Genomic DNA, 21,577 nt, shown 5'->3' on the forward strand with positions numbered 1-21,577 from the left:
TGGGCCTTTCTAGGGACGGAGACCGTCGACGGTCAGGGCGAGGTAGAACAGCACGACAAAGGCGGTGGACAGGCCGGTCGGATGGGCAACGGGCCGGTGCCGCAGAAAGATCCATGTCGAGGCGAGCGGCAGTGCGAGCAGAGGCACGGCCAACGGGCATCGCGCCAGCACGACCGCGAGCACTGCGAAGGCCAGGGCCACCCACGCGCTCGGGGTCGCACCGAGCAACCGCGCGTAGGAATGCGGATCGTCGCCCGCCACTCGACTGGTCTTGCGGGCGAACTCAAGGTGCAGGAACGCCGCGGTGAAGATCACCGGCACCGCGAGCCGGTGCCACCACGGCATATTGGCGACACCGGGCTCACCGAGCATGATGAACGCGGTGACCAGGAACTGCGCCGGGATCACCGCGGTCAGATTGAGCAGCGGATTGTCCCGTAGCCGTGGCACATTCGACTCGGCCCACCACAGCAGCAGCCCGTAACCCAGTGCCGCGGCCAGCACCAGGGCGGCCGGCACCGATACCAGCGCGGCGAAGCCCAGAGCGCCCACCGCGCACGGCAGCATCGCCCGGCGCAGTTGTCCGACCGTCACGCTGCCGGTGACCAGCGGTCGGTCCGGATTGTGCACGGTGTCGTAGTCGAGATCCTTCTGATCGTCGACCATCCGAAGGAAGGCCCCCGCCGCGATGAGCGCCAGGATCGTTGCCGCGGTGTGCCAGTCGGGTCGCCACCGGCCCGCCGCGGTCACGCACTCGACCGCCACCACCCACAGCGTCAGATAGATCGGGTAGACCGACAGGTACCGCTGCACCAGAAAGCTGCGGACGTTGCCCTGGGTGAGGGTCATGTCGGGCCAGCGGTGAAGGTCATGTCGACGGTCGCGCGCAGCTGCCCGGATTGGGTGATCTCGCCGTGCATCCCGAGCGGTACGTTGTCGGCGGGAGCCACCGCCACGGTCGCCACCGCATCGAGTTCGGCAAACGAGTGGAAATCGCAGCGCACCCAGGCCGGGCCGATCAGTTCGGTGCCCTCGGGTCCGAGCACCGCCGTCGACAGCTGACGGCAGGCCTCGATGATCAGCCCACCGGGCAGATGGTCGTGCGGGTGATCGAAGATGATCGGATGGCCGATGTCGACCACCAGCGGCGCCCGCAGGCCGCCGTTGATGCCGGCGTCCGGTTCGCCGATCACCACATTGGCGCCGCGGTGCCGCCCGACGAGTGCCGGTGCGGCGGCAACCGGCTGCGGGCCGGGATCCCAACTGGCACCGGCACGGAACCCCGCCCACTTGGCGGCCGACATCCAGCCGTAGGCGCCGGCGAGTTCCATCACTTTCGTCTCCTGGTGGGTGGCGACGGCGGTCACCTCCAGCCCGCTGCGGTACTCGTTGCGGACGGTGACGGTGAACTCCAGGTCCAGCGGCCGGTCCCGGTGGCGCAGCGCCGCGAGATCCAGGATCGTCAGCTCGTAGAACCGCACGGTGTAATGCGAGTCCAGCGGCACGTCGTAGGCCAGGTGGCCGGCGGCGATGCACGCCTGTCGGAAGGCCTCCATGACCAGCAGCGGATCGTGGTAGGCCTGCTGGGCGCCGCGGGCGTCGCCATGGAAGCTGTGCTCGCGCGGCAACTGTGCATGGCACGTCCAGCTTCCCTGCCGGGTGTGCATGGCGGTGATCAGCACCTCGGCGACGCTGCGTTTGTGCACGAGTTCACGTGCGATGGTGTGCGAGTAGTTGCCGGTGTCCATCGTTGACCTCACTGCAGGCGATGCATGGGGAGATAGGCCGATTCGAGCACCATGCGAAACCATGGGTCGATCGGGATGTGCCGTTCGTCGGCTGTGCGCACAGCCGACAGCCAGTCCCCTGCGGTACGGGGCTCGACCGTGGCACCACCGGCCCGCAGGTGTTGCCACACCGTGTCGCGGGCGACTTCGAGATCCCCGCTGCGGCGGGGCACACCGGATTCGACCTGCTGGGCCAGTTCCATGGCCTGACCGGCGATATCGGTGCCGTCGGCAACCGCCCCGAGCACCCCGGCGAGTTCGGATTCCGGGAAATAGATGCTCATCTCGCGCAGCACATCGTCGGGGTCGTCGGGCGTATGCACCTGGTTGAGCAGGTAGGTACCCGCCGCCAGCGCATGCCGAAGCTGCCCGGGTTCGCGCAGCGCCGGATCCGCCGGGCCCTTGTCCGCGGTGACCCGCACCGATACCGGCTGATCGGTGTCGGGGTGGGTGACCAGCAGCACGATCGACGGTGTCATCGCCGCCAGCTGGTCGGCGAGCCTGCGGCGCTCCGGAGTTGCCTTGTGCCAGTTGAAATACCACAGGGCACGCAGGTGCAGCGGTCCCAGGTTCACCGCGCGGGCCGCGACCACCCGGTACCCGTGCCGGGTCAGCCAGCAGATCGACCGGCTCATCCCGCCGGTCACCGCCGCATCCGGTTTGAGCAGTAACACCCCGGTCCGGCGGGCGAACTCGTCTGGGTCGATCCCGATCCGCACCAACGCATCCCGGGTCTCCAGGTAGTAGGTGTCACATGCGTACCGGCTCACCGACGGTGCCCCCTTCCCGTCGTAATGCGGCCAGCACCTCGGCGACCGAACGCTCGGCACGGCCGAGGAATCCGACGCGCAAACAGGAGTCGAGGATGCGGCGCAGATAGCCGGCACCGGTGACCGGTGGGTTCAGACCGAGTCGGTCCATGGTGTTCGTGCTGCTGAATTCGGGGCGTCTGGTCAGATAGCTCGTGTACAGACTGCCGACCTTGCGGTAATAGCCGGCCTCGATCGTGTCGAGATCGTCGACGCTGAACGCACTCGGCGGCACGAAGTCCGCGATCGCGAAGGACGGATACTCGGCGAGCACATCCGATATCACCTGCAGGGAAACCGATCTGGAACCGACCGCATGATAGGTCATACCCACCGCGCCGGCCTCGGCCGCCGTGGTGATGACATCGGCGACGTACCCGATGGGGGCGAGCGCGAGTGTCGCACCGTAATCCCCGGGCAGGGTGCGCAGCTTTCCTTCGACGATGAGTTTGAGCATCTGGTAGATGTGTTTGTGGTCGCGGCTGTGCCCGGTGCGGTGCTCCCCGGAGACGATGCCGGGCCGCACGATCGTGGTACGCAGACCGGAACTGCGCACCAGCTGCTCGGCGCGGAACTTGCTGTTTTCGTAGTCATTTCCGAACTGTTGGCCGATATCGAGCTGGTCCTCGGCGAATACTCCGCTGTGCTCGCCGCACACATAGGCGGTGCTGACGTGCACGTAGTCAGAATCCCAGCGCCGGGCCAGTGCCAGCGCGTTGACGGTGCCCCCGATGTTCAACCCGGTGTAATTCTGCTCGGGCAGCCCGAAGTCGGTGACGGCGGCACAGTGCACGATGACGTCGCAGGCATCGATGTCCACGCCCAGGTCGGGCGCACGGACATCCCCGCGCAGCACCCGCAGGCCCCCTACCGGTCGCCCGTTGTTGCCCACGACTGCGGGGCTGCTGTGCACCAGTGCGGTGACGTCGTGTCCGCGGCGGACCAGCCGGGCGGCAACCTCGGCACCGACGTGTCCGGCGGCTCCGGTCAGCAGTACCTTCACGGTTCACCCCGTTGCGCCCGAACGAGTTCCACCAGATCGGCGACCGTCCGGACGCCCAGCATCGCCTCAGGGCGCAGCGGTGGCAGCGCGAAGGCCTGTTCGACGGCGATCGACAGTTCGAGCAGGCGCAGCGAGCTGTACCCGAGATCGGCGATGAGCGCACTGTCCAGCCCGGGCTGCCTACCGAGGTCGGGAGCCATCGCGCCGACGAGGGCCAGCACATCATCGGCGGTCATGACGGCACCGCCGCCTTGACCGCGGGTTGGGTACCGCCGCTGGCCAACAGATCCCGGGCCTCGTCGAGTTCCAGGTAGGCATCCAGGTAGCCGCCGAGCCGCAACCACTGGTAGCCGTAGCGCAGGGTCTCCTGCCACTGCGCCCGGGAGGTGAACGATGCCGGGAACAGCTGCCCGCCGGTGGCTTCCTGTACCGCACCGACGAACTCGTCGAGACGGTCCTGTATCCGCAACGCGTCGTCGTGATCGGCGACGGCGAGGGCGGACAGTTCACGCGCCCGGTGGGCCAGCCGGGGGTGTTCGGGAACCAGCGTCTCCAGTCCGTGCAGCAGCACCGGGTCCCCGGGCAGTGGGGTGACACCCCAGGCGCTGGCCAGGATGCGCACCGCCATCAGTACGATCCGGCGACCGCACTGGGTGCTCACCTGCCACTGCTCGTCCTTGACCGATCCGTCGTAGTCCTCCCGCGCGTTCTCCAACACCATGTTGGCCAGGATCAAGGCGCTCGCGGCCTCGGCGAAAGCCTTGGCGGGCAACGGTGACCGCGCGATCGGACCGTCGGTCGGCGCACCGTCGATGGTGATCATCGGCCGTCGGGTCGACGGCGGCGGGGTCAGCGGTCCGCTCGGGTCACACATCGCGGCGACCGGCCGAATGGCGCCGGCACCGCGCCAGGTCAGCCTGATCAGGCCGTGCCGGGCGAACAGTCGCAGATGCTCGGCCGCCGCGGTGGACTCGGCCAGGCTCTGCCCGAACACGACCCGCCGCCAGGACTGCGCGCACTGCGGTGACAGCACGAACAGATCGCAGCGCCCGCGCACCACGTGGGTGGTCTCCCGAATGGGCCAGGTCGTGACACCGGGCACACGGGTGATGGTCACCTGCCCCGGGTCGACGTCGATCCGGGTACCGCCGAGCCGCTGCGACAGCGCCAGCACGGTGTCGACCTGCGGATCACGCTGCACGGCCTCGTATTCGGTCGGTATCGGGTGCACCTGGGCGAGCCGGGCGATCTGCAGCGGCAGCCATTTGACCTCGACGTACCCTTCGCCGTTGCGGGCCAGGAACGCCTTTGTGCTCTGGCACAGACCTTCGCGAGCCCAGCTCACCGCCTCGCCGTCGGCCCCCAGCTCCTGCAACGCGACGGCCTGACGCAGACACTGGTCGGCGCGGCGCTGCCACCAGCGGGCCAGCAGATCGGTCAGCTCCGGATACGACACCACCGAACGCAGTTCGGCATAGTCCGGGCCGATGCGCAGCACCTTGCCCCGCAGGAAGCGCTGAACCCGGTTCAGGGTGTCCTCCTTCGCGGTGCCCTTGCCGTCCAGCACCTCCCGGATACGGTGCAGGCGTTTGCGGATCTGGTCGCGTGCGACTGCGCCCGGATCTCCACCCGGCGACCGTCGATGAACAGCACCGTCGGCATGATTGCCTGCGCGCCGGCACCGGGGATCAGCAACAGCAGGTCGATATCGGAGCCGTCGTTGCCGAAGCCCTCGGCCAGAGAACCCTCGAAGTGCACGGTGGCATCGTCGGGAATGACGGCCAGCTCGCGGGCCCTGTCGAACAGGGCGCGCACCTTGGCCAGCACCGGCAACTGCGACTCGGACAACAGCTCCGCACCGACGAGTCGTCCGGTCCGCCACTGCTGCCACATGTGCGAGCGGCGCGGCTTCCCGCTGGAGGTGCGGGCCAGCCCGCCGCGGGGCACCTCGACGACCCAGTGCGGTACCTCCTCGCCGAGCACCGCCGTCAGCGTCACACTGAGTTCGGCAAGTGATTCGCTGCAACCCTTTTCGACAAACACGGCCACACCCGGGCGACCGCCGTCGGGTACCGCGACCGTCATCACCCGGTTCGGGGTGGTCCGCAGTGCCGTCGCCGCGGTGGCATCGAGATCCTCCACGAACACCATCCGCCCGCGGCATTTCAGGCTCGTGCCAATCCGGCCGAGCACATACAGCTGCCCGTCGAGCAGGAACCCGGCGTCGCCGGTGTGCAGTTCGCCGCCGAGCAGGCGGGTCGCCTCACCGGCCTCGCCGCGGTACCCCGCGAACACCGATTCGCCACCGAACACGATCTCGCCCAGCACCCTCTCCCGGTCGGTACCGGCGATCCGGACCCGGTGACCGTCGATCGGCACCCCGGCCGATACCAGCGCATCGGGCCCGTCCCCCGCCAGGACCCGCACCGGTTCACCGGGTGCCAGCATGGCGGTGTCGACGCGGACCGCGCGCCGGGCATCACCCGCGGTGGCGATCAACGTCGCCTCGGCCATGCCGTAGCAGGGCAGGAAGGCGGAAGGCGAGAATCCCTGGGCGGCAGTCAGTTCAGTGAATGCATGCAGGTGTCCGGTGGTGATCGGTTCGGCCCCGATGACCACCGTGCGTACTCCGGACAGGTCGATTTCGGCAATATCGGCCGGTCGCAGCCGGCGGCTGGTGTAGGCCAGCCCGAACGGTGGCGCGACGGTGTGCCCGGTCACGGCGACCGAACGCAGCCAACGCGCGGGATCACGCACGAACTGGTCGGGTCGCATCAGGTAGAGGTTGCGCTGCCGGGTGACGGCCTGGAACACCACCCCGACCAGCCCCATATCGTGGTACAGCGGCAGCCACGATGTGGTGGCATCATCCGCGCCGAGTCGGCACACCGTGTCGATCGCGGCGAGGTTGACGGCCAGGCTGCGCCAGCCGATCCGTACCCCGCGGGGGCGGCTGGTCGATCCGGATGTCAACTGCAACAACACATCCGGTCCCGGTTCGACCAGCTCCGCCAAGGGTGGCACATCGGGGATGTCATCGATCGTCAGCGCCCCGGCGGTCCCCGGTGGCACCGGTGTCAGGGTGGCCCCGACCGCGAGGACGGCGAACATCGCCGCCAGACTCGGATACGAGGTCGCCATGGCCACCTCGACGGTGTCCGCCCGGCTCGTCCCCGACCGGCGCAGCGCGGTCGCGACCCGGCGCACATCGTCGGCGAGGTCACGATAGGACCGGAAGTCCCAGCCGTCGCGATCGTCGGCGAGGAACACCCCGGTCCCCTCGTATGGGGCGTCCAGCCAGCCGCGGATGGCGGCAATATCGTCGGTATCAGGCATCAACGGCCACCTCCTCGAGCAACACGACCCGGCCCGCAGCCCCGTCGACGCTGACCGTCATCCCGGTACGCACAGTGTCGGTGAGGCCGTCGATCTGCACGACGGTCGGCACCCCGAGTTCACGGGCGATGATCGCGACATGGGTCAGCGGTGAGGCCCGCTCGATGAGCAATGCGGAGGCGAAGGGCAGCGCGGCAACCCATCCCGGGTCGGTGCGGTAGGCAACCAGGATGCCGCCGGTGAAGTCCTCGGGCCGTTCGACGACGACAGCCTGCCCGGTCACCTGACCCGGACTCGACGGTGTCCCGGTGAGCACCGTGCCCGCAGGCATCGGGCCGGCCTGGCCGGCAGTCCGCCACCCCGCCCGCGCCAGATCCTCTGGTGCATAGTCCGATCCGGTGGTAGTGAACCTGGCCGGCGCCTTGCACGTGCGGTACCCGGCGTCCAGCGTGCGGCGCCGGGTGATGGCCGCCCGTGCGGTCGCCGCGGTGACCGATCCTTCGTACAGCCCGAACAGCTCGTCGCGGCGCAGCAGGAACACATCGGTGCGGGCGTTGATGATGCCGCGCTCGGCCAGGTCGGCGGCCATCACCGTGATCAACGATTTGAGGATCCCGAAACCTTGTGTGCGGCAGAAGCGCAGGTGTTCGCGGTGGGTGGCGGCGCGCTGGACCTTGGCGCGCAGCGCGTCGAAGAGCTTGCGGCGCAACCCATGCAGGTGTGTGTCCAGGTACTCCTGGGCGGCGTCGGCCGGCCGCTCCCCGGCCAGGTCGGCCCGCAGCAGGACGAAGATGCCCGACGGGTCCTCACGTAGATCGGGGGTTTCCAGCTTGAGTTCGTCGACACATCGGAAGCCGAACCGGTCGATATAGGTGTCGATACGGCGCTGCAGTTCCGGCCATTGGGCCAGCCGGTCGTACGCGACGGCGGGATCGACGGTCTCGACGAATGACCGCAGTTCGGGGTCGGCGCGCACGAATCCGGCGATATCGGCCAGCATCCGGGCCGGTTCGATGGACACCACGTCGGCCCCGGGATTGACGACGGCGAAGCCGAACCATTCCGGAGCGTTCGGCAGGAAGAGTTTTGTCATCGTTGCGAGCAGCCCGACCGATGTCAGCAGGATCGCGTCCAGGACCATCATCGGTCCCCAGATATCGGCGACCTCGTCGTGGATGGTGCAGAACTTACGATGCGCGGTCGCCCCGTCCATCCCGGACACATCGGCCAGCCCGTGCCGGTCGATGAAGCCGTGGAAGTTGACGTCGAATTCGGCGACCAGCCGGTCGATATCGCGAAAACTGCGCAGATACGTCAGCTGCGTGCGGCACCGGCTGCGCAGCCGGGTGAGCGGGTTGGCGAAGCTGAACGGCCGTAACGTGCGTGCCGTCGCGGGGTCCAACGGCTCGCCGACCCCGAGGGCAATCTCCAGGACCCGGCGGTTCAGCGGGTAGCCCGGTGCGATACCCACCATCCGGTACCAATGCAGCAGGTTGTAGTAGACGTGCCCGTTGAACTGCCCGAGCATCACCGGCAGCCACTGCTCCATCTGGTCCAGCTGGGCCTGCCCCACCCGCATGCTGCGGGCGTAGGAGCGGTAGACGTCGGCGTACAGGGTGCGCGCAGTGGTAAAGGTCAGCGGAGAGGTGACGCCGGCGAAGCTCTCGATGATGTTCGAGTTGTCCCAGATGCGCCGGGTTCCCGGCACCACCGGTTCACCGAGATGTTCGGCGTCACCGGCGATGGTGGTGATGGGACGGGACTGCAGCACCCAGACGGTGTCGTCGACGACGGACCATTCGACATCCTGCGGTCCACCGAAGTGCTGTTCCAGCCGCTGCCCCAGTCGGGTGAGCTCGGCGGTGTCGACGCAGCACCGGCTCCGGTCGGGCTCGGGGACCGCGACGCTGCGCACACCACCGGCGTCCGCCGCGGCGACCATCTGCTGTTTGTCGGCAATGGTCACCTCGACGGCACATCCGGTGCGTTTGTCGACGATCACGGTGTCGGCGTCGACCGAGCCGGAGACCAGCCCCTCTCCGAGTCCGAGCACACCGCTGATGACCATGCGCAGTGTCGACCCGGTGACCGGATCCGCGGTGAACAGCACGCCGCTGCTGCTCGGCCGGATGAACCGTTGGACGATCACGGCGAGCGCCACATCGGTGGGGTCGAGTCCACGCGCATACCGATACTGCGTTGCGCGCGGCGAGAATGCCGACGCCCAACACCGGCGAACGGCATCCTCGACGGAATCCATTCCCCGGACATTCAGAATGGTGTCGAACAGCCCGGCGAATGAATTCATCGCACCGTCTTCGGTATCCGCGGAGGAGCGCACCGCGACCGCCCCATTTCCCGCGTACTCGACGGCGGAATTGATGGCCGCACGAATGGCCGCAGGAATGGCGACCGTGCGCAGTGTGGATTCGGCCGCGGCCGCCTCAGTCAGTCGTTCGGCCAAGCTCAGCGGCGCGCGGCTCAGCTGGACACCGGATGCGGCCAGCACCTCCTGAAATGCGTTGCTGACCAGTACCGACCACGTCGGCACCGGAAACCCGGCGGCGGTCAGCGCGAACAGATTGCGCGCCTTGCCGCCCGCCGCAGCGCACAACGGATCGCCGGTTGTTCGGTCGTGGATGAGAATTGTCATTGGACTCCTGGCAAGCCGAATGAAATTGGGAAATCAATACCACGTGCGAAACAAATTGTCGGCGGGCCGTTTTCGAACGCAACTTCCACCGGTGATGGTCTTTTTGCGTACCGAAACCTGCCGGTCACAGGTGTCGAATTAGCTCACCCGGTCACGGCGCTGCACCGCCGCGCAACACCGTTTGCGGGCGCTGCCGCGGCGCGTCACACACTCGGCACATCGGACCAACAGGCGGCCTCGGCGGATCCGTCATATTTGTCCCCCTCGTCAATCTGAAGAATCAGGATGGGGGACCGCGGTGGCGGCGAGCTGAGTAGAGCGCTACTCGGATCCGGTGGCCAGTGCCGCCAGCCGGTCGATCGAGGCCGCCAGCTTGTCCGCAGTGGTGGCCCGGGCCCGCACCAGGCGCTGCTCATCGGTCAGCCGGGTCCAATCGTAGGTGTGGGTCACCCGCGAGCCGCCGTCGGCCAGCGGCTCGATCTGCCAGCGCCACAGATGCCCCGGCGGCTCTTTGCCCTCCTCGGACGGCAGCCAGGCGATCAGCCTGCCCTCGGCGAATTCGACGATGTGGTTGACCCGCACGGCGCCGGTGTAGATGGTCATCGCGAACACGTCGCCGACGGCATGCACCCGTTGCCCGGCGGCCGCCTCGACATTGTTGTCGTTACCGTCCCAACGGGGATGCTGGGCCGGATCGGCGATCAGCTCGAAGATGACGTCGGCGGCCGCGGCGATATCCCGGCCGGCACTCACGATCTTGGTCACCGCATCAGCCTACGGTTCGATGACGCCAAAACCGCCCAGGTAGGATGGCATCTGAACCAATCGTCATGCCTCTATGACACCCCGACCCAACACGATCGGAGTGCCATGCTCGTCGTCCTGCTCGCCCATGTCATCGCCACCGCGGTGGCGCCCCTTCTGGTCGCCAGATGGGGTCGACTCGCCTTCTACCCGCTGGCCCTGGTACCCCTCGGATCGCTCGTCTGGGTGGGACTGAACTGGCCGAGCGACGAGCACGTCCCGACGGTGCACATCCCGTGGGTGCCCGAACTGTCGATGGACATCACGCTGCGGTTCGATTCGCTGGCCGCAATCATGAGCGTGCTGGTGCTGGCGATCGGCGCGCTGGTGCTGTTCTACTGCGCCGAATACTTCCACCATCACGAGGGCCGCATCGAGAAGCGGCTGCCCAGCTTCGCCGCCGAACTGGTGGCCTTCTCCGGTGCGATGTTCGGCCTGGTGGTCAGCGACAACATGCTGCTGCTCTACATCTTCTGGGAGACGACGACGGTGTTGTCGTTCCTGCTGGTCGGGCACTATGCCGAACGGGCCACCAGCCGGCGCGCCGCCACCCAGGCGCTGCTGGTGACGACCTTCGGCGGGCTGGCCATGCTGGTCGGCATCATCGTGCTGGGTGAGATGGCCGGCACCTACCTGCTGTCCGAACTGATCGCGGCGCCCCCGACGGGTGTGGCCGCCAGCGTCGGCATCGCGCTGATCCTGATCGGCGCACTGTCCAAGTCGGCGATCGTGCCGATGCACTTCTGGCTGCCGGGCGCGATGGCCGCCCCCACCCCGGTCAGCGCCTACCTGCACGCCGCGGCGATGGTCAAGGCCGGTGTCTATCTGGTGGCGCGGCTGACGCCGGGGTTCGCCGACACCGCGTTCTGGCGGCCCATGGTGGTCGGGCTCGGGCTGCTCACCATGCTGTTGGCCGGTTGGCGTGCCGTCCGCGAGTACGACCTGAAGTTGATCCTGGCCTTCGGGACCGTCAGCCAACTGGGTCTGATCACGATCATGGTCGGCACCGGCGGGCCGGACATGATGCTCGCCGGGTTGGCCATGCTGTGCGCGCATGCCATGTTCAAGGCGGCGCTGTTCATGGTGGTCGGCGTCATCGACCACGCCACCGGCACCCGCGATATCCGCAAGCTGTCCGGTCTGGGCCGGGCACACCGGCCCCTGCTGGTGATCGCCGTCGGGGCCACCGCCAGCATGGCCGCGCTGCCGCCGTTCTTCGGGTTCGTCGCCAAGGAAGCCGATCTGGAAACCGTGCTGCACAGCCAGGTGCTCGGCCCGGCCGCCCCCCTGGTCCTCACCGGCATCGTCATCGGCTCGGTGTTCACCACCATCTACAGCCTGCGGTTCCTGTGGGGCGCCTTCGCAGACAAGGGGGCAACCGAGCCCAGCGTCCGGGTGGCCGAGATGCACCGGCCGCCGGTCACCTTCCTGCTGCCGCCGGCCATCCTGGCCGCCGCCGGCCTGCTCTTCGGCCTGTTCCCGGCCGGCCTGGACACGGTGCTCGACGACTACGCCGAGACCATCCCGGGCGGCTCGGACTACTACCTGGCGCTGTGGCACGGCTTCGGTGTGCCACTGCTGCTGTCGGTGCTCATCCTCACCGTCGGCACCGCGGTGTTCTTCGGTCGGCACAAGTTGCCGCGCGGTCGGCCCGGGTTCACCCCGCTGGGCAATGCCGACCGCATCTACGACGAGGTGATGCGCGGTCTGGACGTGTTGGCGGTCCGACTCACCGCGACGACCCAGCGCGGTTCACTGCCGGCCACCCAATCGGTCATCCTGTGCACGCTGGTCCTGCTGCCGGTGGCCGCATTGCTGTTCGGGGCGCGCAACCGGCCCGAGCTCGCGCTGTGGGATTCACCGCTGCAGGTGGTCGTCGGCGCGGTCATCCTGGCCGCCGCACTCGGCGCGACGGTGATGCGTAACCGCCTGGCCGCGGTGCTGCTGGTGGGTGTCACCGGCTACGGCTGCGGTGTCATCTTCGCCTTCCACGGCGCCCCGGATCTGGCGCTGACCCAATTCCTGGTCGAGACCCTGCTGCTGGTCATCTTCGTCCTGGTGCTGCGCACGCTGCCCGCCGAGGCCGATCGTGTCAACATCAAACGCAACCGGTTGCCCCGGGCGGCGCTGGCGATCGCAGTCGGCACGAGCGTCACCGCGCTGGCGGTGTTCGCGATGGCCGCCCGCGACACCCGGCCGATCGCCGAATTGCTGCCCGATGCCGCCTACTACCGCGGGTTCGGAGCCAACACGGTCAACGTGCTGCTGGTCGACATCCGCGCCTGGGACACCATGGGTGAGATCTCGGTACTGGTGGTGGCCGCCACCGGGGTGGCCTCGATGGTGTTCCGGCACAGACGATTCGGGGCCGCACCGCGGGTCTCCCAGGCAAATCCGGCAGCGGCCGGGCAGCCCGATATCGGGCTGGTCGGTTCCTACAGCCCGGCGGTCGGCGGGGTCACCTGGCTGCGCGGTAGCGACCTGCGTGATCCGCGGCACCGCTCGCTGGTCATGGAGGTGGCGACCCGGATCATCTTCCCGCTCATCATGGTGCTCTCGGCGTACCTGTTCTTCGCCGGCCACAACACGCCCGGCGGCGGGTTCGCCGGCGGACTGACGGCCGGGCTCGCGCTGGTGCTGCGCTACCTGGCCGGCGGCCGCTACGAGTTGGGCGAGACGCTGCCGCTGGATGCCGGCAAGGTGCTCGGCACCGGACTGGCGCTGTCGGCCGGCACCGCGGTCACCTCACTGTTCCTGGGCGCACCGGTGTTGTCCTCGGCGGTGTTCCAACTGGAGGTGCCGGTGCTCGGCGACATCAAGTTCGTCACCGCTCTGTTCTTCGACCTCGGTGTCTATCTGATCGTGGTCGGCCTGGTGCTCGACATCCTGCGCAGCCTGGGTGCCCGCGTCGACGTGGAGATGGCCCGCCCATGATCACCTACCTTGTCCCCCTGGTCCTCATCGGCGGTCTCACCAGCACCGGGGTCTACCTGCTGCTGGAACGCAACCTGACCCGGATGTTGTTGGGGCTGTTGCTGGTCGGCAATGCCGTGAACCTGCTGATCCTCACCGTCGGTGGGCCGTCGGGCAGCCCGCCGATCTACGGCCGCTCCAGCGAGGCCGCCGATTCCACCGCCGATCCGCTGGCCCAGGGCATGATCCTGACCGCGATCGTCATCTCGATGGGTGTCGCGTCGTTCGTGCTCGCGCTGGCCTACCGGTCGTATCAGCTGACCACCGCCGAGGAGGTCAGCAACGATCCCGAGGACACCCGGGTCGCCGAACGCGCCGACGAGGACCCCACCGACCGCGACGTACCCGATGTGGTGCCCGCCCGGGACACCGATCTGCCCGACGAACTGGACGCGCTGCCCGGTGCGGAGGGGTCACGCTGATGGCACTCGCCCAGATCCTCACCCCGCTACCGGTCCTGATCCCGACCATCGCCGCGGCGATTGCCATGGTGGCCGGCCGCAGTCCCCGCGTCCAGCAATTGATCTCGCTGACCGCGTTGTCCGCCGTGGTCGCGGTCTGCGCGGTCCTGCTCTACCTGGTCGACCGCGACGGTGTCGTCGCCGTCCAGGTCGGCGGCTGGGGCCAGAGCGAGCCCGGAATGGGTCCGCTGGGTATCACCCTGGTGGCCGACCGGCTTTCGGTGCTGATGCTGGTGGTGTCCTCCATCGTGCTGCTCGCCGTCGTCTTCTACGCCATCGGCCAGGGCATCAGCGATGGTGATGAACGCCAACCGGTCTCGATCTTCCAGCCGACGTATCTGATCCTGTCCGCGGGCGTCTGCACGGCCTTCCTGGCCGGCGACCTGTTCAACCTGTTCGTCGGTTTCGAGGTGTTGCTGGCGGCCAGCTTCGTGCTGTTGACCATCGGCGGCAGCTCCGAACGGGTCCGCGCCGGCATCGCCTACGTGATGGTGTCCATGGTGTCCTCGCTGATCTTCCTGATCGGCATCGCGTTGGTGTACGCGGCGACCGGCACGCTGAACCTCGCCGAACTCGCGGTCCGGCTCGATGATGTCCCCGACGGCACCCGCACCGCGTTGTTCGCGGTGCTGCTGGTGGCCTTCGGCATCAAGGCCGCGGTGTTCCCGTTGTCGGCATGGCTGCCCGATTCCTACCCCACCGCACCGGCTCCGGTGACGGCGGTGTTCGCGGGCCTGCTCACCAAGGTCGGTGTGTACGCGATCATCCGGGCGCATTCGCTGCTGTTCCCCGGCGGCGGACTCGACGATGTGCTGCTGGTGGCGGCGCTGCTGACGATGTTGGTCGGCATCCTGGGTGCCATCGCGCAGAACGACATCAAGCGACTGCTGTCCTTCACCCTGGTCAGCCATATCGGCTACATGGTCTTCGGGATCGCGCTGGGCAATCAGCTGGGCATGTCCGGAGCCGTCTACTACGTGGCCCACCACATCGTCGTACAGACCACCCTGTTCCTGGTGGTCGGCCTGATCGAACGCCAGGCCGGGGCCTCGACACTGCAACGCCTCGGCGGACTCGCCGCGGCCAGCCCGCTGCTGGCGTTCATCTTCGTGGTACCGGCCCTCAATCTCGGTGGCATTCCCCCGTTCTCGGGGTTCATCGGCAAGGTGGCGTTGCTGGAGGCGGGCGCGCAGTCGGGCACGACGCTGGCCTGGGTGCTGGTGGCCGGCGGTGTCATCACCAGCCTGCTGACGCTGTACGCCGTCACCCGGGTGTGGACCAAGGCGTTCTGGCGGGCCCGTGCCGATGCCCCCGAGGGGGCGCTGTCGAACACCGTCCCAGCGGCGCTCATCGACGATGACGACGATATCGACTTCGCCGACCGCAACGACGTCGGCAAGATGCCGGTCGGCATGCTGCTGCCCACCGGCGCGCTCATCGTCGTCGGCCTGGCGCTCACCGTGTTCGCCGGTCCCATCTACGCCTACAGCGAGCGCGCCGCCCACGAGGTGCTCGATCGCGGCCAGTACATCTCGGCGGTGGTGCAGCCATGAGAAAAGTGACACTGCGGATCTGGAGCCTGTGCTGGCTGACGCTGGTGTGGATTCTGTTGTGGGGCACGTTCTCCGCGGCGAACATCATCAGCGGTCTTGTGGTCGCACTGATCATCACGGTGCTGCTGCCACTGCCCCGGGTGCCCGTCGAGGGCCGACTGCGGCCGCTGGCCCTGCTACGGCTGATCTGGTATGTCTCATACTCGTTGGTGATCTCCTCGGCCCAGGTGGCCTGGCTGGCCATCCGGCCCGGACCACCACCGGCCACCGCCGTGCTGCGGGCACACCTCGGCATCAAATCCGATCTGGTGCTGGCCCTGGCCGTCGGTGTGCTGACCCTGATCCCCGGTTCGGTGGTGCTGGAGATCGACCAGCGTCGCCGACTCATCTACGTGCACGTGCTGAACACCGGCTCGGAGAAGACGGTCAGCGACTTCTACCGCAGCGTGCAGACGGTGGAGCGGTTGATGGTGGCTGCGTTCGAGCGTGACGACGACTGGCGGCCGTCGGCGGAGAAGGAGGACGCCTGATGCACGTGGTGTGGATCATTGCGGCGGTGATGCTGTGTGCGGCAGCGGTCATCACGATGTTCCGGCTGCTGGCCGGGCCGAGCACCCTGGACCGACTGGTCGCCCTGGACGCCTTCATCGCGGTGTCGATGTGCGGTATCGGCACCTGGGCGGCCTTCAGCCTGGACACGACGGTGACCTACAGCCTGACCGCGCTCGCGCTCATCAGCTTCGTCGGTTCGGTGAGCGTCGCCCGATTCCGGGTGCGTGACGACGGGAACCGGTCATGACCTTCATCGACATCATCGTCGCGGTGCTCATCCTGAGCGGCTCCGCGCTGGCACTGACCGCCGCGATCGGCGTGGTCCGCTTCCCGGACACGTTGTCGCGCATGCACGCCGCGTCCAAGCCTCAGGTGTTGGGGCTGCTGCTCGTGCTGGCCGGCGCGGCCATCCGACTGTCCGGTCACCCCGATGTCGGGATGATCATCCTGGCCGGTCTGTTCACCCTGATCACTGCTCCGGTGGTGGCCAACCGGGTCGGGCAACTGGCCTACCGGGAGCAGAAGGTGGGCGATGATGCCCGCGATTCCCTGGACTGAGCTGGAGCAGGAACCGATCGACCATCGGTTCAAGGGTTTTCTGTTCGACCCGCCCGTGACCATCGCCGACCTCGCCGGCCTGCATCTCGCCGACCCCAGCGTCCGCCGTCCCCTGCTGCTGCTGCGCGAATCCGCCTTGGCACACAACCTCGTCGCCATGCGCGACTTCTGCGTCCGCCACCATGCTGCCCTGATGCCGCATGCCAAGACCACCATGAGCCCACAACTCGTGGCCCGTCAGCTCGACGCCGGGGCCGCCGGTATCACGGTCGCCACGGTGGCCCAGGCCCGCGTCATACGCCGCTATGCCGACGCGGAGGTGATCATCGCCAATCAGGTCACCCACCCCGGTGACCTGGCCTGGATCGCCGAGAACTCGCCCGGTATCACCACATTGGTCGACTCGGTCGCCACCGTCGAGCAGATGTCGCGGCACCTGAGCGCACCGCTACCGGTACTGATCGAGGTCGGTTACGACGGCGGCCGCGCGGGTGGCCGAACGCTGGACACCGTCGTCGCGGTCGCCGAGGCCGTCCGGGCGACCTCGTACCTGACCGCGGTCGGGCTGGAGGGTTTCGAGGGGCTGATGCCGCGCGGGCAGGTCGCCTGCTACCTGGACCGGGTACGCGCCGCATACATCACGTTGCGCGAGCGGAACCTGCTGGCCGACAACGCCGTGCTGAGCTTCGGGGGCAGCAAGTTCTTCGACGTCATCGTCGAGGCCCTCGACACCGACTGGCGCCGCGCCCACGGTGCCGAACTGATCCTGCGCAGCGGCTGCTACCTGACCCACGATCACGGCACCTATCACGAGCTGGCGCCGCCGGGGATGCTGCAACCGGCGCTGGAGCTGCGTGCCGATATCGTTGCCACCCCCGAGAACGGTTTGGCCATCGCCAATTTCGGCAAACGTGATGCGGCGTCGGACGCCGGGTTCCCCATCGTGCTGAGCACACCGGAGGCGACCGTCACCGCCATGGACGATCAGCATGCCTATATCCGAGGCAGCTTCACCGTCGGCGACGAGGTGGTGCTCGGGATCTCACACCCCTGCACGGCCTTCGACAAATGGTCCCTGATCCCAGTCGTCGACGATGACGACCGCATCATCACGGCGGTCCGGACATTCTTCTAATCCGACAGCTGGAACTCGACCATGGCCGCGACCGTCTCGACGGCCTCACGCAGCGCCTCCAACCGCGCCGACGCGCTGGGCGCGGCCAGCACCGCGTACCGGTCGGCCTGCCCGATCGGGATGCGGGCGGCCAACGCGTACAGCCGATCTCCGGCCTCCTGCCCGGGTTCGGGCCCGCCGAGCAGCACCTCCCGCGCCGGCAGGGTGGCCTCCTTCGCCGCGGCGATCCGCTCGAACAGCGCCATCAGATCGTCCTCCACCGTGGCGATATCCGCCCCGGTGACCGAAGGACCGGCTTCGTCGGGCCACACCTGCGTCTCGGCCCGCGGGTACGGCGCGTCGTCCAGCCATTGCGTCACCCGGATCCGCTCGCCGAGGATGCAGCGCAACCGGTACTTCCCGCCGCCGAGGTCGGAGTGCTCGACGATGCGCGCCAGCGCACCCACGTCGCTGCGGGTGTCCCCGCCACCGACCTCACGGCCGGCCGCGATGAGGACCACCCCGAACACCGGATCGCCGGCCAGACAGTCCGACACCATTGCGCTGTACCGCGGTTCGAAGATGCGCAGCGGCAGTTCCTCACCCGGCAGCATGGCCACCTCGAGCGGGAACATTGCAGTTGGCGGCATGGCCGTCACAGTTCCAGCTCCCCGATCAGCAAGTCGACCACCGCACGCAGGTCGCCGTCGTGCTCCTCGGCCACCCGGCGCTGCCGCTGATACGAACCGCCCTCGGCGTAGATCCGCTCCACGTGCCGCAACTCATCGGCACAACCCAGCGAGGCCGCCACCGGTTCCAACCGGGTCAGCAGATCGTCGAGATCCTCGGTGACCAACCGTTCGTTGCTGTCGGCGTCCAGGATGATCACCGCGTCCAGCCCGTAACGCGCTGCGCGCCACTTGTTCTCCTGCACATGCCAGGGTGGCATGGTGGGCAGCTGCTCGCCGGCATCGAGTCGCCGATCCAGATCCACGATCAGGCAGTGCGTCAGGGCCACCAAAGCGCCGAGCTCGGCGATATTGGACACCCCGTCGAAGATGCGCACCTCGATGGTCCCGAGATGCGGGGACGGCCGGATGTCCCACCGGATCTCGTTCATGTGGTCGATGATGCCGGTCTTCTTCTGGTCGTAGACGAACCGTTCGAAGTGCGACCACTTCTGGAAATGGAAGGGTAGGCCGGCGGTCGGCAGCTGCTGGAACATCATGGCCCGGTTGCTGGCGTACCCGGTGTCCTCGCCGTCCCAGTACGGCGACGAGGAAGACAGCGCCAGCAGATGCGGGTACTGGTTCAGCAGCGAGGTGATGATCGGCATCACCTTGTGCGCCGAGGAGATCCCGACGTGCACGTGCACGCCCCAGATCAGCATCTGGCGGCCCCACCACTGGGTGCGCTTGATCAGCTCGGCGTACCGCGGTCCCTCGGTGAGCTGCTGCATCTCCCACTCGGCGAACGGGTGGGTGCCCGCGCAGAACAGCTCCATGCCGCGTGCGCGGGTGATGCGGCGCACGGGTACCAGGGTGTCGTGCAGGTCCTGCATCGCCTGCGGGACGGTATCGCAGATGCCGGTCACGATCTCGACGGTGTTGCGCAGCAATTCTTTGTGCACATGCGGTGTTTCGCCCAGTTCGGCGATCACCGCGGCGGCCTCGTTCGCCAGGTCCCGGGTGACAGGGTCGATGAGCGCGAACTCCCATTCGACGCCGAGCGTCGGCCGGGGGGACCCGGCGAAGTCGATGCGGTTGTTATTCCGCGGAGATGACACCGCAGGCCACCCGGGCGCCGGCGTCACCGGTCGACAGCGTCTGCTGATCGGGGCCAGGTGTGCCGTTGATCTGCTGGTACTTCTCCGGCGGGATGTTGCCGAAGTTGTCCGGTCCTTCGTGGATCATCAGCGAGGTGCCGGTGCCGTCCAGCAGGTCCTCGGCGGTGAACGCATCGGTGGTGGTGACCAACTTGGCCGAACCGTCGCTGCGCACCTGCAGCGAGCTGAGGTCACCGCTGAACGGGTGCCCGGTGTGTCCCTGCACCTGGAAGTGTCCACCGGCGCTGGTGAAGTCGCCCTCACAGGTGCCGACCTGGTGGATGTGCAGACCGTGGAAGCCCGGCGTCAGCTCACCGGCGGTGGCCTCCACGGTGACGGTGGCGAAGCCGTCGGCGAAGTCGATGGTCGCGGTGGCGATATCGGTGCCGTCGCCGGACTTCAGATCGGCGGTCAGCGTCTCGGCGTGTGCCGCCCCCGAGCCGTGCGATTCGCCGTGCCCACCCTCGGCGGCCGGAGCCGACGGCGACGGCGATCCGGTCCACACCGGCGGGGTGGTTCCGGGCGAGGTGGCCTCGGGCTCGTAGGGCGCGCAGGCGGCAGCGATCGGCACGGTCAGAGCGGCGGCGGCGAGGAGACGGATCGAGGCTGAGATCGGCATGCCCGAGAGCCTAGCCGGTGACCGCCACGATGACGCCCGGCGGCTGCTCGGCGACCTCGGGTCGGCGCGGTTCAACCGGTGCGTCGAGTAGTCGGCCGACCTCCTCGGCGGCCTCCCGCTCACCGGGCTCCTCACCGAAGAAGACCGTCGTACCCGGAAGTCCCTCGATGACCAGGTTGCCGGTCTCGGTCACGTTCCAGCCGTCCTCGCGCAGCCGGTTCGCGGCGCCCTCGGCGGCGCCGGCGACCTCGGAGACGTTGAACACGCGCACCTCGGCGGCGCGGGCATCGGGTTCGGGTTCGGCCTCGGCACTGGCCGTCGGGCTGCTCGTGGTGGTGCTGATGGCCACGGCTTCGTCGGCATCATCACTGCTGTCGGAGCCCATGTACTGGAAGGCGACCAGCAGGAACACCACACCCAAGAAGAGCAGCACCATGACCATGGCGCGCAAGGGCAGCCCGGAAGAGTCTCGCTGGTTCATCGGGGCCAGCCTAACGGCTCACGTGATGTCGAAACCGAGCCGCCGGGCCGCCTTGGCCTTCTGCCGGCTCGCCCGCACCCGGCGCAGCCGCTTGACCAGCATGGGGTCGGCGGCCAGCGCCTCGGGTCGATCGACGAGGGCGTTGAGTACCTGGTAGTACCGGGTCGCCGACATCGAGAACAGTTCCTTGATGGCGTCTTCCTTGGACCCCGCGTACTTCCACCACTGGCGTTCGAACGCCAGAATGTCGTGTTCGCGGCGGGTCAGCCCGTCCGCGGGTTCGGAGTCGTCCCCGGATTGGCCGGTCCGCGCGATGGCGCCATCCATATCGCTGTTTGGACCCTTCCGATAACTCACAAATGACATTGGTGTGGTTCGGCGATCATTCAATCACGGCGCCGGGAGTTGAGGCGTGATCGTTACCCGCGAGTCGGCTGACTTACGATTGCCAATCGTGGCTGTCGTACCTATCCGCATCGTGGGCGATCCTGTCCTGCACGCCCCGACCACCCCCGTGCCTCTGGGCGCCGACGGGACATTACCTGCCGAACTCGCTGCGCTCATCTCGGACATGTTCGACACGATGGACGCCGCGAACGGGGTTGGCCTGGCCGCCAACCAGATCGGCCGCACCGAGCGCGTGTTCGTTTATGACTGCGCCGACGACCGCGGCAAGACCGCGCGGCGCCGCGGAGTGGTGATCAACCCGGTGCTGGAGACCTCCGAGATTCCCGAGACCATGCCGGATCCCGATGACGACGACGAGGGTTGTCTGTCGGTGCCCGGTGAGTCCTTCCCGACCGGCCGCGCGTCCTGGGCGAAGGTCACCGGCCTGGACGCCGACGGCACCGCCATCGAGCTGGAGGGCACCGGGCTGTTCGCCCGGATGCTGCAGCACGAGACCGGGCACCTGGACGGGTTCACCTACCTGGACCGGTTGATCGGCCGGCACGCCCGCGCTGCGAAGCGGATGGTGAAGTCCAACCAGTGGGGGGTTGCGGGCAACAGCTGGTTGCCCGGCGAGGATCCCGACCCCTTCGGCCACTAGG

22 protein-coding genes are annotated in these 21,577 nt (G+C 68.0%); 8 read left to right on the plus strand and 14 right to left on the minus strand.

Annotated elements, in window-relative coordinates:
* Nucleotides 1-9: 9 nt before the first annotated feature.
* The 9 genes from ACLBYA_RS21260 to ACLBYA_RS21300 form a co-directional block, all read right to left on the minus strand.
* A complete protein-coding gene (locus tag ACLBYA_RS21260) occupies nt 10-849 on the minus strand; it encodes a hypothetical protein (RefSeq protein ID WP_447711423.1) in 840 nt (279 codons plus the stop codon).
* Nucleotides 846-1,748, minus strand: a complete 903-nt coding sequence (locus tag ACLBYA_RS21265) for an AfsA-related hotdog domain-containing protein (RefSeq protein ID WP_447711424.1) — start codon at nt 1,746-1,748, stop codon at nt 846-848. Before ACLBYA_RS21265 ends, ACLBYA_RS21260 begins: the two co-directional genes overlap by 4 nt.
* Before the next feature lie 8 nt (nt 1,749-1,756).
* Complete coding sequence (locus ACLBYA_RS21270; protein WP_447711425.1) at nt 1,757-2,557, minus strand: nucleoside-diphosphate kinase; 801 nt, start codon at nt 2,555-2,557, stop codon at nt 1,757-1,759.
* The gene (locus ACLBYA_RS21275) at nt 2,538-3,599 is read right to left on the minus strand and encodes an SDR family oxidoreductase (RefSeq protein WP_447711426.1); all 1,062 of its coding nucleotides are present in this window, start codon (nt 3,597-3,599) and stop codon (nt 2,538-2,540) included. The genes ACLBYA_RS21270 and ACLBYA_RS21275 overlap by 20 nt, the downstream gene beginning before the upstream one ends.
* Nucleotides 3,596-3,835 (minus strand): acyl carrier protein, encoded by a 240-nt coding sequence (locus ACLBYA_RS21280; RefSeq protein ID WP_447711427.1) that lies wholly within the window; start codon nt 3,833-3,835, stop codon nt 3,596-3,598. The genes ACLBYA_RS21275 and ACLBYA_RS21280 overlap by 4 nt, the downstream gene beginning before the upstream one ends.
* A complete protein-coding gene (locus ACLBYA_RS21285; RefSeq protein ID WP_447711428.1) occupies nt 3,832-5,166 on the minus strand; it encodes a hypothetical protein in 1,335 nt (444 codons plus the stop codon). Before ACLBYA_RS21285 ends, ACLBYA_RS21280 begins: the two co-directional genes overlap by 4 nt.
* A complete protein-coding gene (locus tag ACLBYA_RS21290; protein ID WP_447711429.1) occupies nt 5,127-6,935 on the minus strand; it encodes an AMP-binding protein in 1,809 nt (602 codons plus the stop codon). The genes ACLBYA_RS21285 and ACLBYA_RS21290 overlap by 40 nt, the downstream gene beginning before the upstream one ends.
* Nucleotides 6,928-9,588 (minus strand): phosphoenolpyruvate synthase, encoded by a 2,661-nt coding sequence (locus tag ACLBYA_RS21295; protein WP_447711430.1) that lies wholly within the window; start codon nt 9,586-9,588, stop codon nt 6,928-6,930. The genes ACLBYA_RS21290 and ACLBYA_RS21295 overlap by 8 nt, the downstream gene beginning before the upstream one ends.
* 321 nt (nt 9,589-9,909) lie before the next feature.
* Nucleotides 9,910-10,353, minus strand: coding sequence for an SRPBCC family protein (locus ACLBYA_RS21300; protein ID WP_447711431.1), 444 nt, complete (start codon nt 10,351-10,353; stop codon nt 9,910-9,912).
* Nucleotides 10,354-10,458: 105 nt separating this feature from the next.
* Here ACLBYA_RS21300 and ACLBYA_RS21305 point away from each other — a divergent pair, with 105 nt between their 5' ends.
* The 7 genes from ACLBYA_RS21305 to ACLBYA_RS21335 are packed head-to-tail and all read left to right on the plus strand — an operon-like array spanning nt 10,459 to nt 17,624.
* Nucleotides 10,459-13,326: a Na+/H+ antiporter subunit A gene (locus tag ACLBYA_RS21305; protein WP_447711432.1), complete on the plus strand. Its 2,868-nt coding sequence runs from the start codon at nt 10,459-10,461 to the stop codon at nt 13,324-13,326.
* The gene (locus ACLBYA_RS21310; protein ID WP_447711433.1) at nt 13,323-13,787 is read left to right on the plus strand and encodes a Na(+)/H(+) antiporter subunit C; all 465 of its coding nucleotides are present in this window, start codon (nt 13,323-13,325) and stop codon (nt 13,785-13,787) included. Before ACLBYA_RS21305 ends, ACLBYA_RS21310 begins: the two co-directional genes overlap by 4 nt.
* Nucleotides 13,787-15,379, plus strand: coding sequence for a Na+/H+ antiporter subunit D (locus tag ACLBYA_RS21315; RefSeq protein WP_447711434.1), 1,593 nt, complete (start codon nt 13,787-13,789; stop codon nt 15,377-15,379). The genes ACLBYA_RS21310 and ACLBYA_RS21315 overlap by 1 nt, the downstream gene beginning before the upstream one ends.
* Complete coding sequence (locus ACLBYA_RS21320) at nt 15,376-15,909, plus strand: Na+/H+ antiporter subunit E (RefSeq protein WP_447711435.1); 534 nt, start codon at nt 15,376-15,378, stop codon at nt 15,907-15,909. Before ACLBYA_RS21315 ends, ACLBYA_RS21320 begins: the two co-directional genes overlap by 4 nt.
* A complete protein-coding gene (locus tag ACLBYA_RS21325) occupies nt 15,909-16,178 on the plus strand; it encodes a monovalent cation/H+ antiporter complex subunit F (protein ID WP_447711436.1) in 270 nt (89 codons plus the stop codon). Before ACLBYA_RS21320 ends, ACLBYA_RS21325 begins: the two co-directional genes overlap by 1 nt.
* Nucleotides 16,175-16,489 (plus strand): monovalent cation/H(+) antiporter subunit G, encoded by a 315-nt coding sequence (mnhG, locus tag ACLBYA_RS21330; RefSeq protein WP_447711437.1) that lies wholly within the window; start codon nt 16,175-16,177, stop codon nt 16,487-16,489. Before ACLBYA_RS21325 ends, mnhG begins: the two co-directional genes overlap by 4 nt.
* Nucleotides 16,467-17,624, plus strand: a complete 1,158-nt coding sequence (locus tag ACLBYA_RS21335; protein WP_447711438.1) for an alanine racemase — start codon at nt 16,467-16,469, stop codon at nt 17,622-17,624. Before mnhG ends, ACLBYA_RS21335 begins: the two co-directional genes overlap by 23 nt.
* Here the strand turns inward: ACLBYA_RS21335 and ACLBYA_RS21340 are convergent.
* The 5 genes from ACLBYA_RS21340 to ACLBYA_RS21360 are packed head-to-tail and all read right to left on the minus strand — an operon-like array spanning nt 17,621 to nt 20,855.
* Complete coding sequence (locus tag ACLBYA_RS21340; RefSeq protein WP_447711439.1) at nt 17,621-18,253, minus strand: LON peptidase substrate-binding domain-containing protein; 633 nt, start codon at nt 18,251-18,253, stop codon at nt 17,621-17,623. The two genes, ACLBYA_RS21335 and ACLBYA_RS21340, sit on opposite strands and share 4 nt — an antisense overlap.
* 5 nt (nt 18,254-18,258) lie before the next feature.
* Nucleotides 18,259-19,389, minus strand: a complete 1,131-nt coding sequence (locus tag ACLBYA_RS21345) for a glutamate--cysteine ligase (protein WP_447711440.1) — start codon at nt 19,387-19,389, stop codon at nt 18,259-18,261.
* Nucleotides 19,370-20,047, minus strand: a complete 678-nt coding sequence (gene sodC / locus ACLBYA_RS21350; protein WP_447711441.1) for a superoxide dismutase[Cu-Zn] — start codon at nt 20,045-20,047, stop codon at nt 19,370-19,372. Before sodC ends, ACLBYA_RS21345 begins: the two co-directional genes overlap by 20 nt.
* Before the next feature lie 10 nt (nt 20,048-20,057).
* Nucleotides 20,058-20,528 carry a LytR C-terminal domain-containing protein gene (locus ACLBYA_RS21355; RefSeq protein ID WP_447711442.1) on the minus strand — a complete coding sequence of 157 codons (471 nt, stop codon included), beginning with the start codon at nt 20,526-20,528 and terminating at the stop codon, nt 20,058-20,060.
* An 18-nt stretch (nt 20,529-20,546) separates the two neighbouring features.
* Complete coding sequence (locus tag ACLBYA_RS21360) at nt 20,547-20,855, minus strand: DUF3263 domain-containing protein (protein ID WP_019513723.1); 309 nt, start codon at nt 20,853-20,855, stop codon at nt 20,547-20,549.
* Between the two features lie 127 nt (nt 20,856-20,982).
* On the opposite strand from ACLBYA_RS21360, the gene ACLBYA_RS21365 reads away from it, so the two are divergent.
* A complete protein-coding gene (locus tag ACLBYA_RS21365; protein WP_447711443.1) occupies nt 20,983-21,576 on the plus strand; it encodes a peptide deformylase in 594 nt (197 codons plus the stop codon).
* The last annotated feature ends 1 nt before the right edge of the window (nt 21,577 follow it).

The organism is Mycobacterium sp. C31M, assembly GCF_053345865.1.

Bases quoted from the DNA above. Each gene is read 5' to 3' on its own strand.
- ACLBYA_RS21260 (WP_447711423.1), bottom strand. From the start codon at position 849: ATGACCCTCACCCAGGGCAACGTCCGCAGCTTTCTGGTGCAGCGGTAC.
- ACLBYA_RS21265 (WP_447711424.1), bottom strand. From the start codon at position 1,748: ATGGACACCGGCAACTACTCGCACACCATCGCACGTGAACTCGTGCAC.
- ACLBYA_RS21280 (WP_447711427.1), bottom strand. From the start codon at position 3,835: ATGACCGCCGATGATGTGCTGGCCCTCGTCGGCGCGATGGCTCCCGAC.
- ACLBYA_RS21290 (WP_447711429.1), bottom strand. From the start codon at position 6,935: ATGCCTGATACCGACGATATTGCCGCCATCCGCGGCTGGCTGGACGCC.
- ACLBYA_RS21295 (WP_447711430.1), bottom strand. From the start codon at position 9,588: ATGACAATTCTCATCCACGACCGAACAACCGGCGATCCGTTGTGCGCT.
- ACLBYA_RS21305 (WP_447711432.1), top strand. From the start codon at position 10,459: ATGCTCGTCGTCCTGCTCGCCCATGTCATCGCCACCGCGGTGGCGCCC.
- ACLBYA_RS21310 (WP_447711433.1), top strand. From the start codon at position 13,323: ATGATCACCTACCTTGTCCCCCTGGTCCTCATCGGCGGTCTCACCAGC.
- ACLBYA_RS21315 (WP_447711434.1), top strand. From the start codon at position 13,787: ATGGCACTCGCCCAGATCCTCACCCCGCTACCGGTCCTGATCCCGACC.
- ACLBYA_RS21320 (WP_447711435.1), top strand. From the start codon at position 15,376: ATGAGAAAAGTGACACTGCGGATCTGGAGCCTGTGCTGGCTGACGCTG.
- ACLBYA_RS21325 (WP_447711436.1), top strand. From the start codon at position 15,909: ATGCACGTGGTGTGGATCATTGCGGCGGTGATGCTGTGTGCGGCAGCG.
- mnhG (WP_447711437.1), top strand. From the start codon at position 16,175: ATGACCTTCATCGACATCATCGTCGCGGTGCTCATCCTGAGCGGCTCC.
- ACLBYA_RS21335 (WP_447711438.1), top strand. From the start codon at position 16,467: ATGCCCGCGATTCCCTGGACTGAGCTGGAGCAGGAACCGATCGACCAT.
- ACLBYA_RS21340 (WP_447711439.1), bottom strand. From the start codon at position 18,253: ATGCCGCCAACTGCAATGTTCCCGCTCGAGGTGGCCATGCTGCCGGGT.
- sodC (WP_447711441.1), bottom strand. From the start codon at position 20,047: ATGCCGATCTCAGCCTCGATCCGTCTCCTCGCCGCCGCCGCTCTGACC.
- ACLBYA_RS21355 (WP_447711442.1), bottom strand. From the start codon at position 20,528: ATGAACCAGCGAGACTCTTCCGGGCTGCCCTTGCGCGCCATGGTCATG.
- ACLBYA_RS21360 (WP_019513723.1), bottom strand. From the start codon at position 20,855: ATGGATGGCGCCATCGCGCGGACCGGCCAATCCGGGGACGACTCCGAA.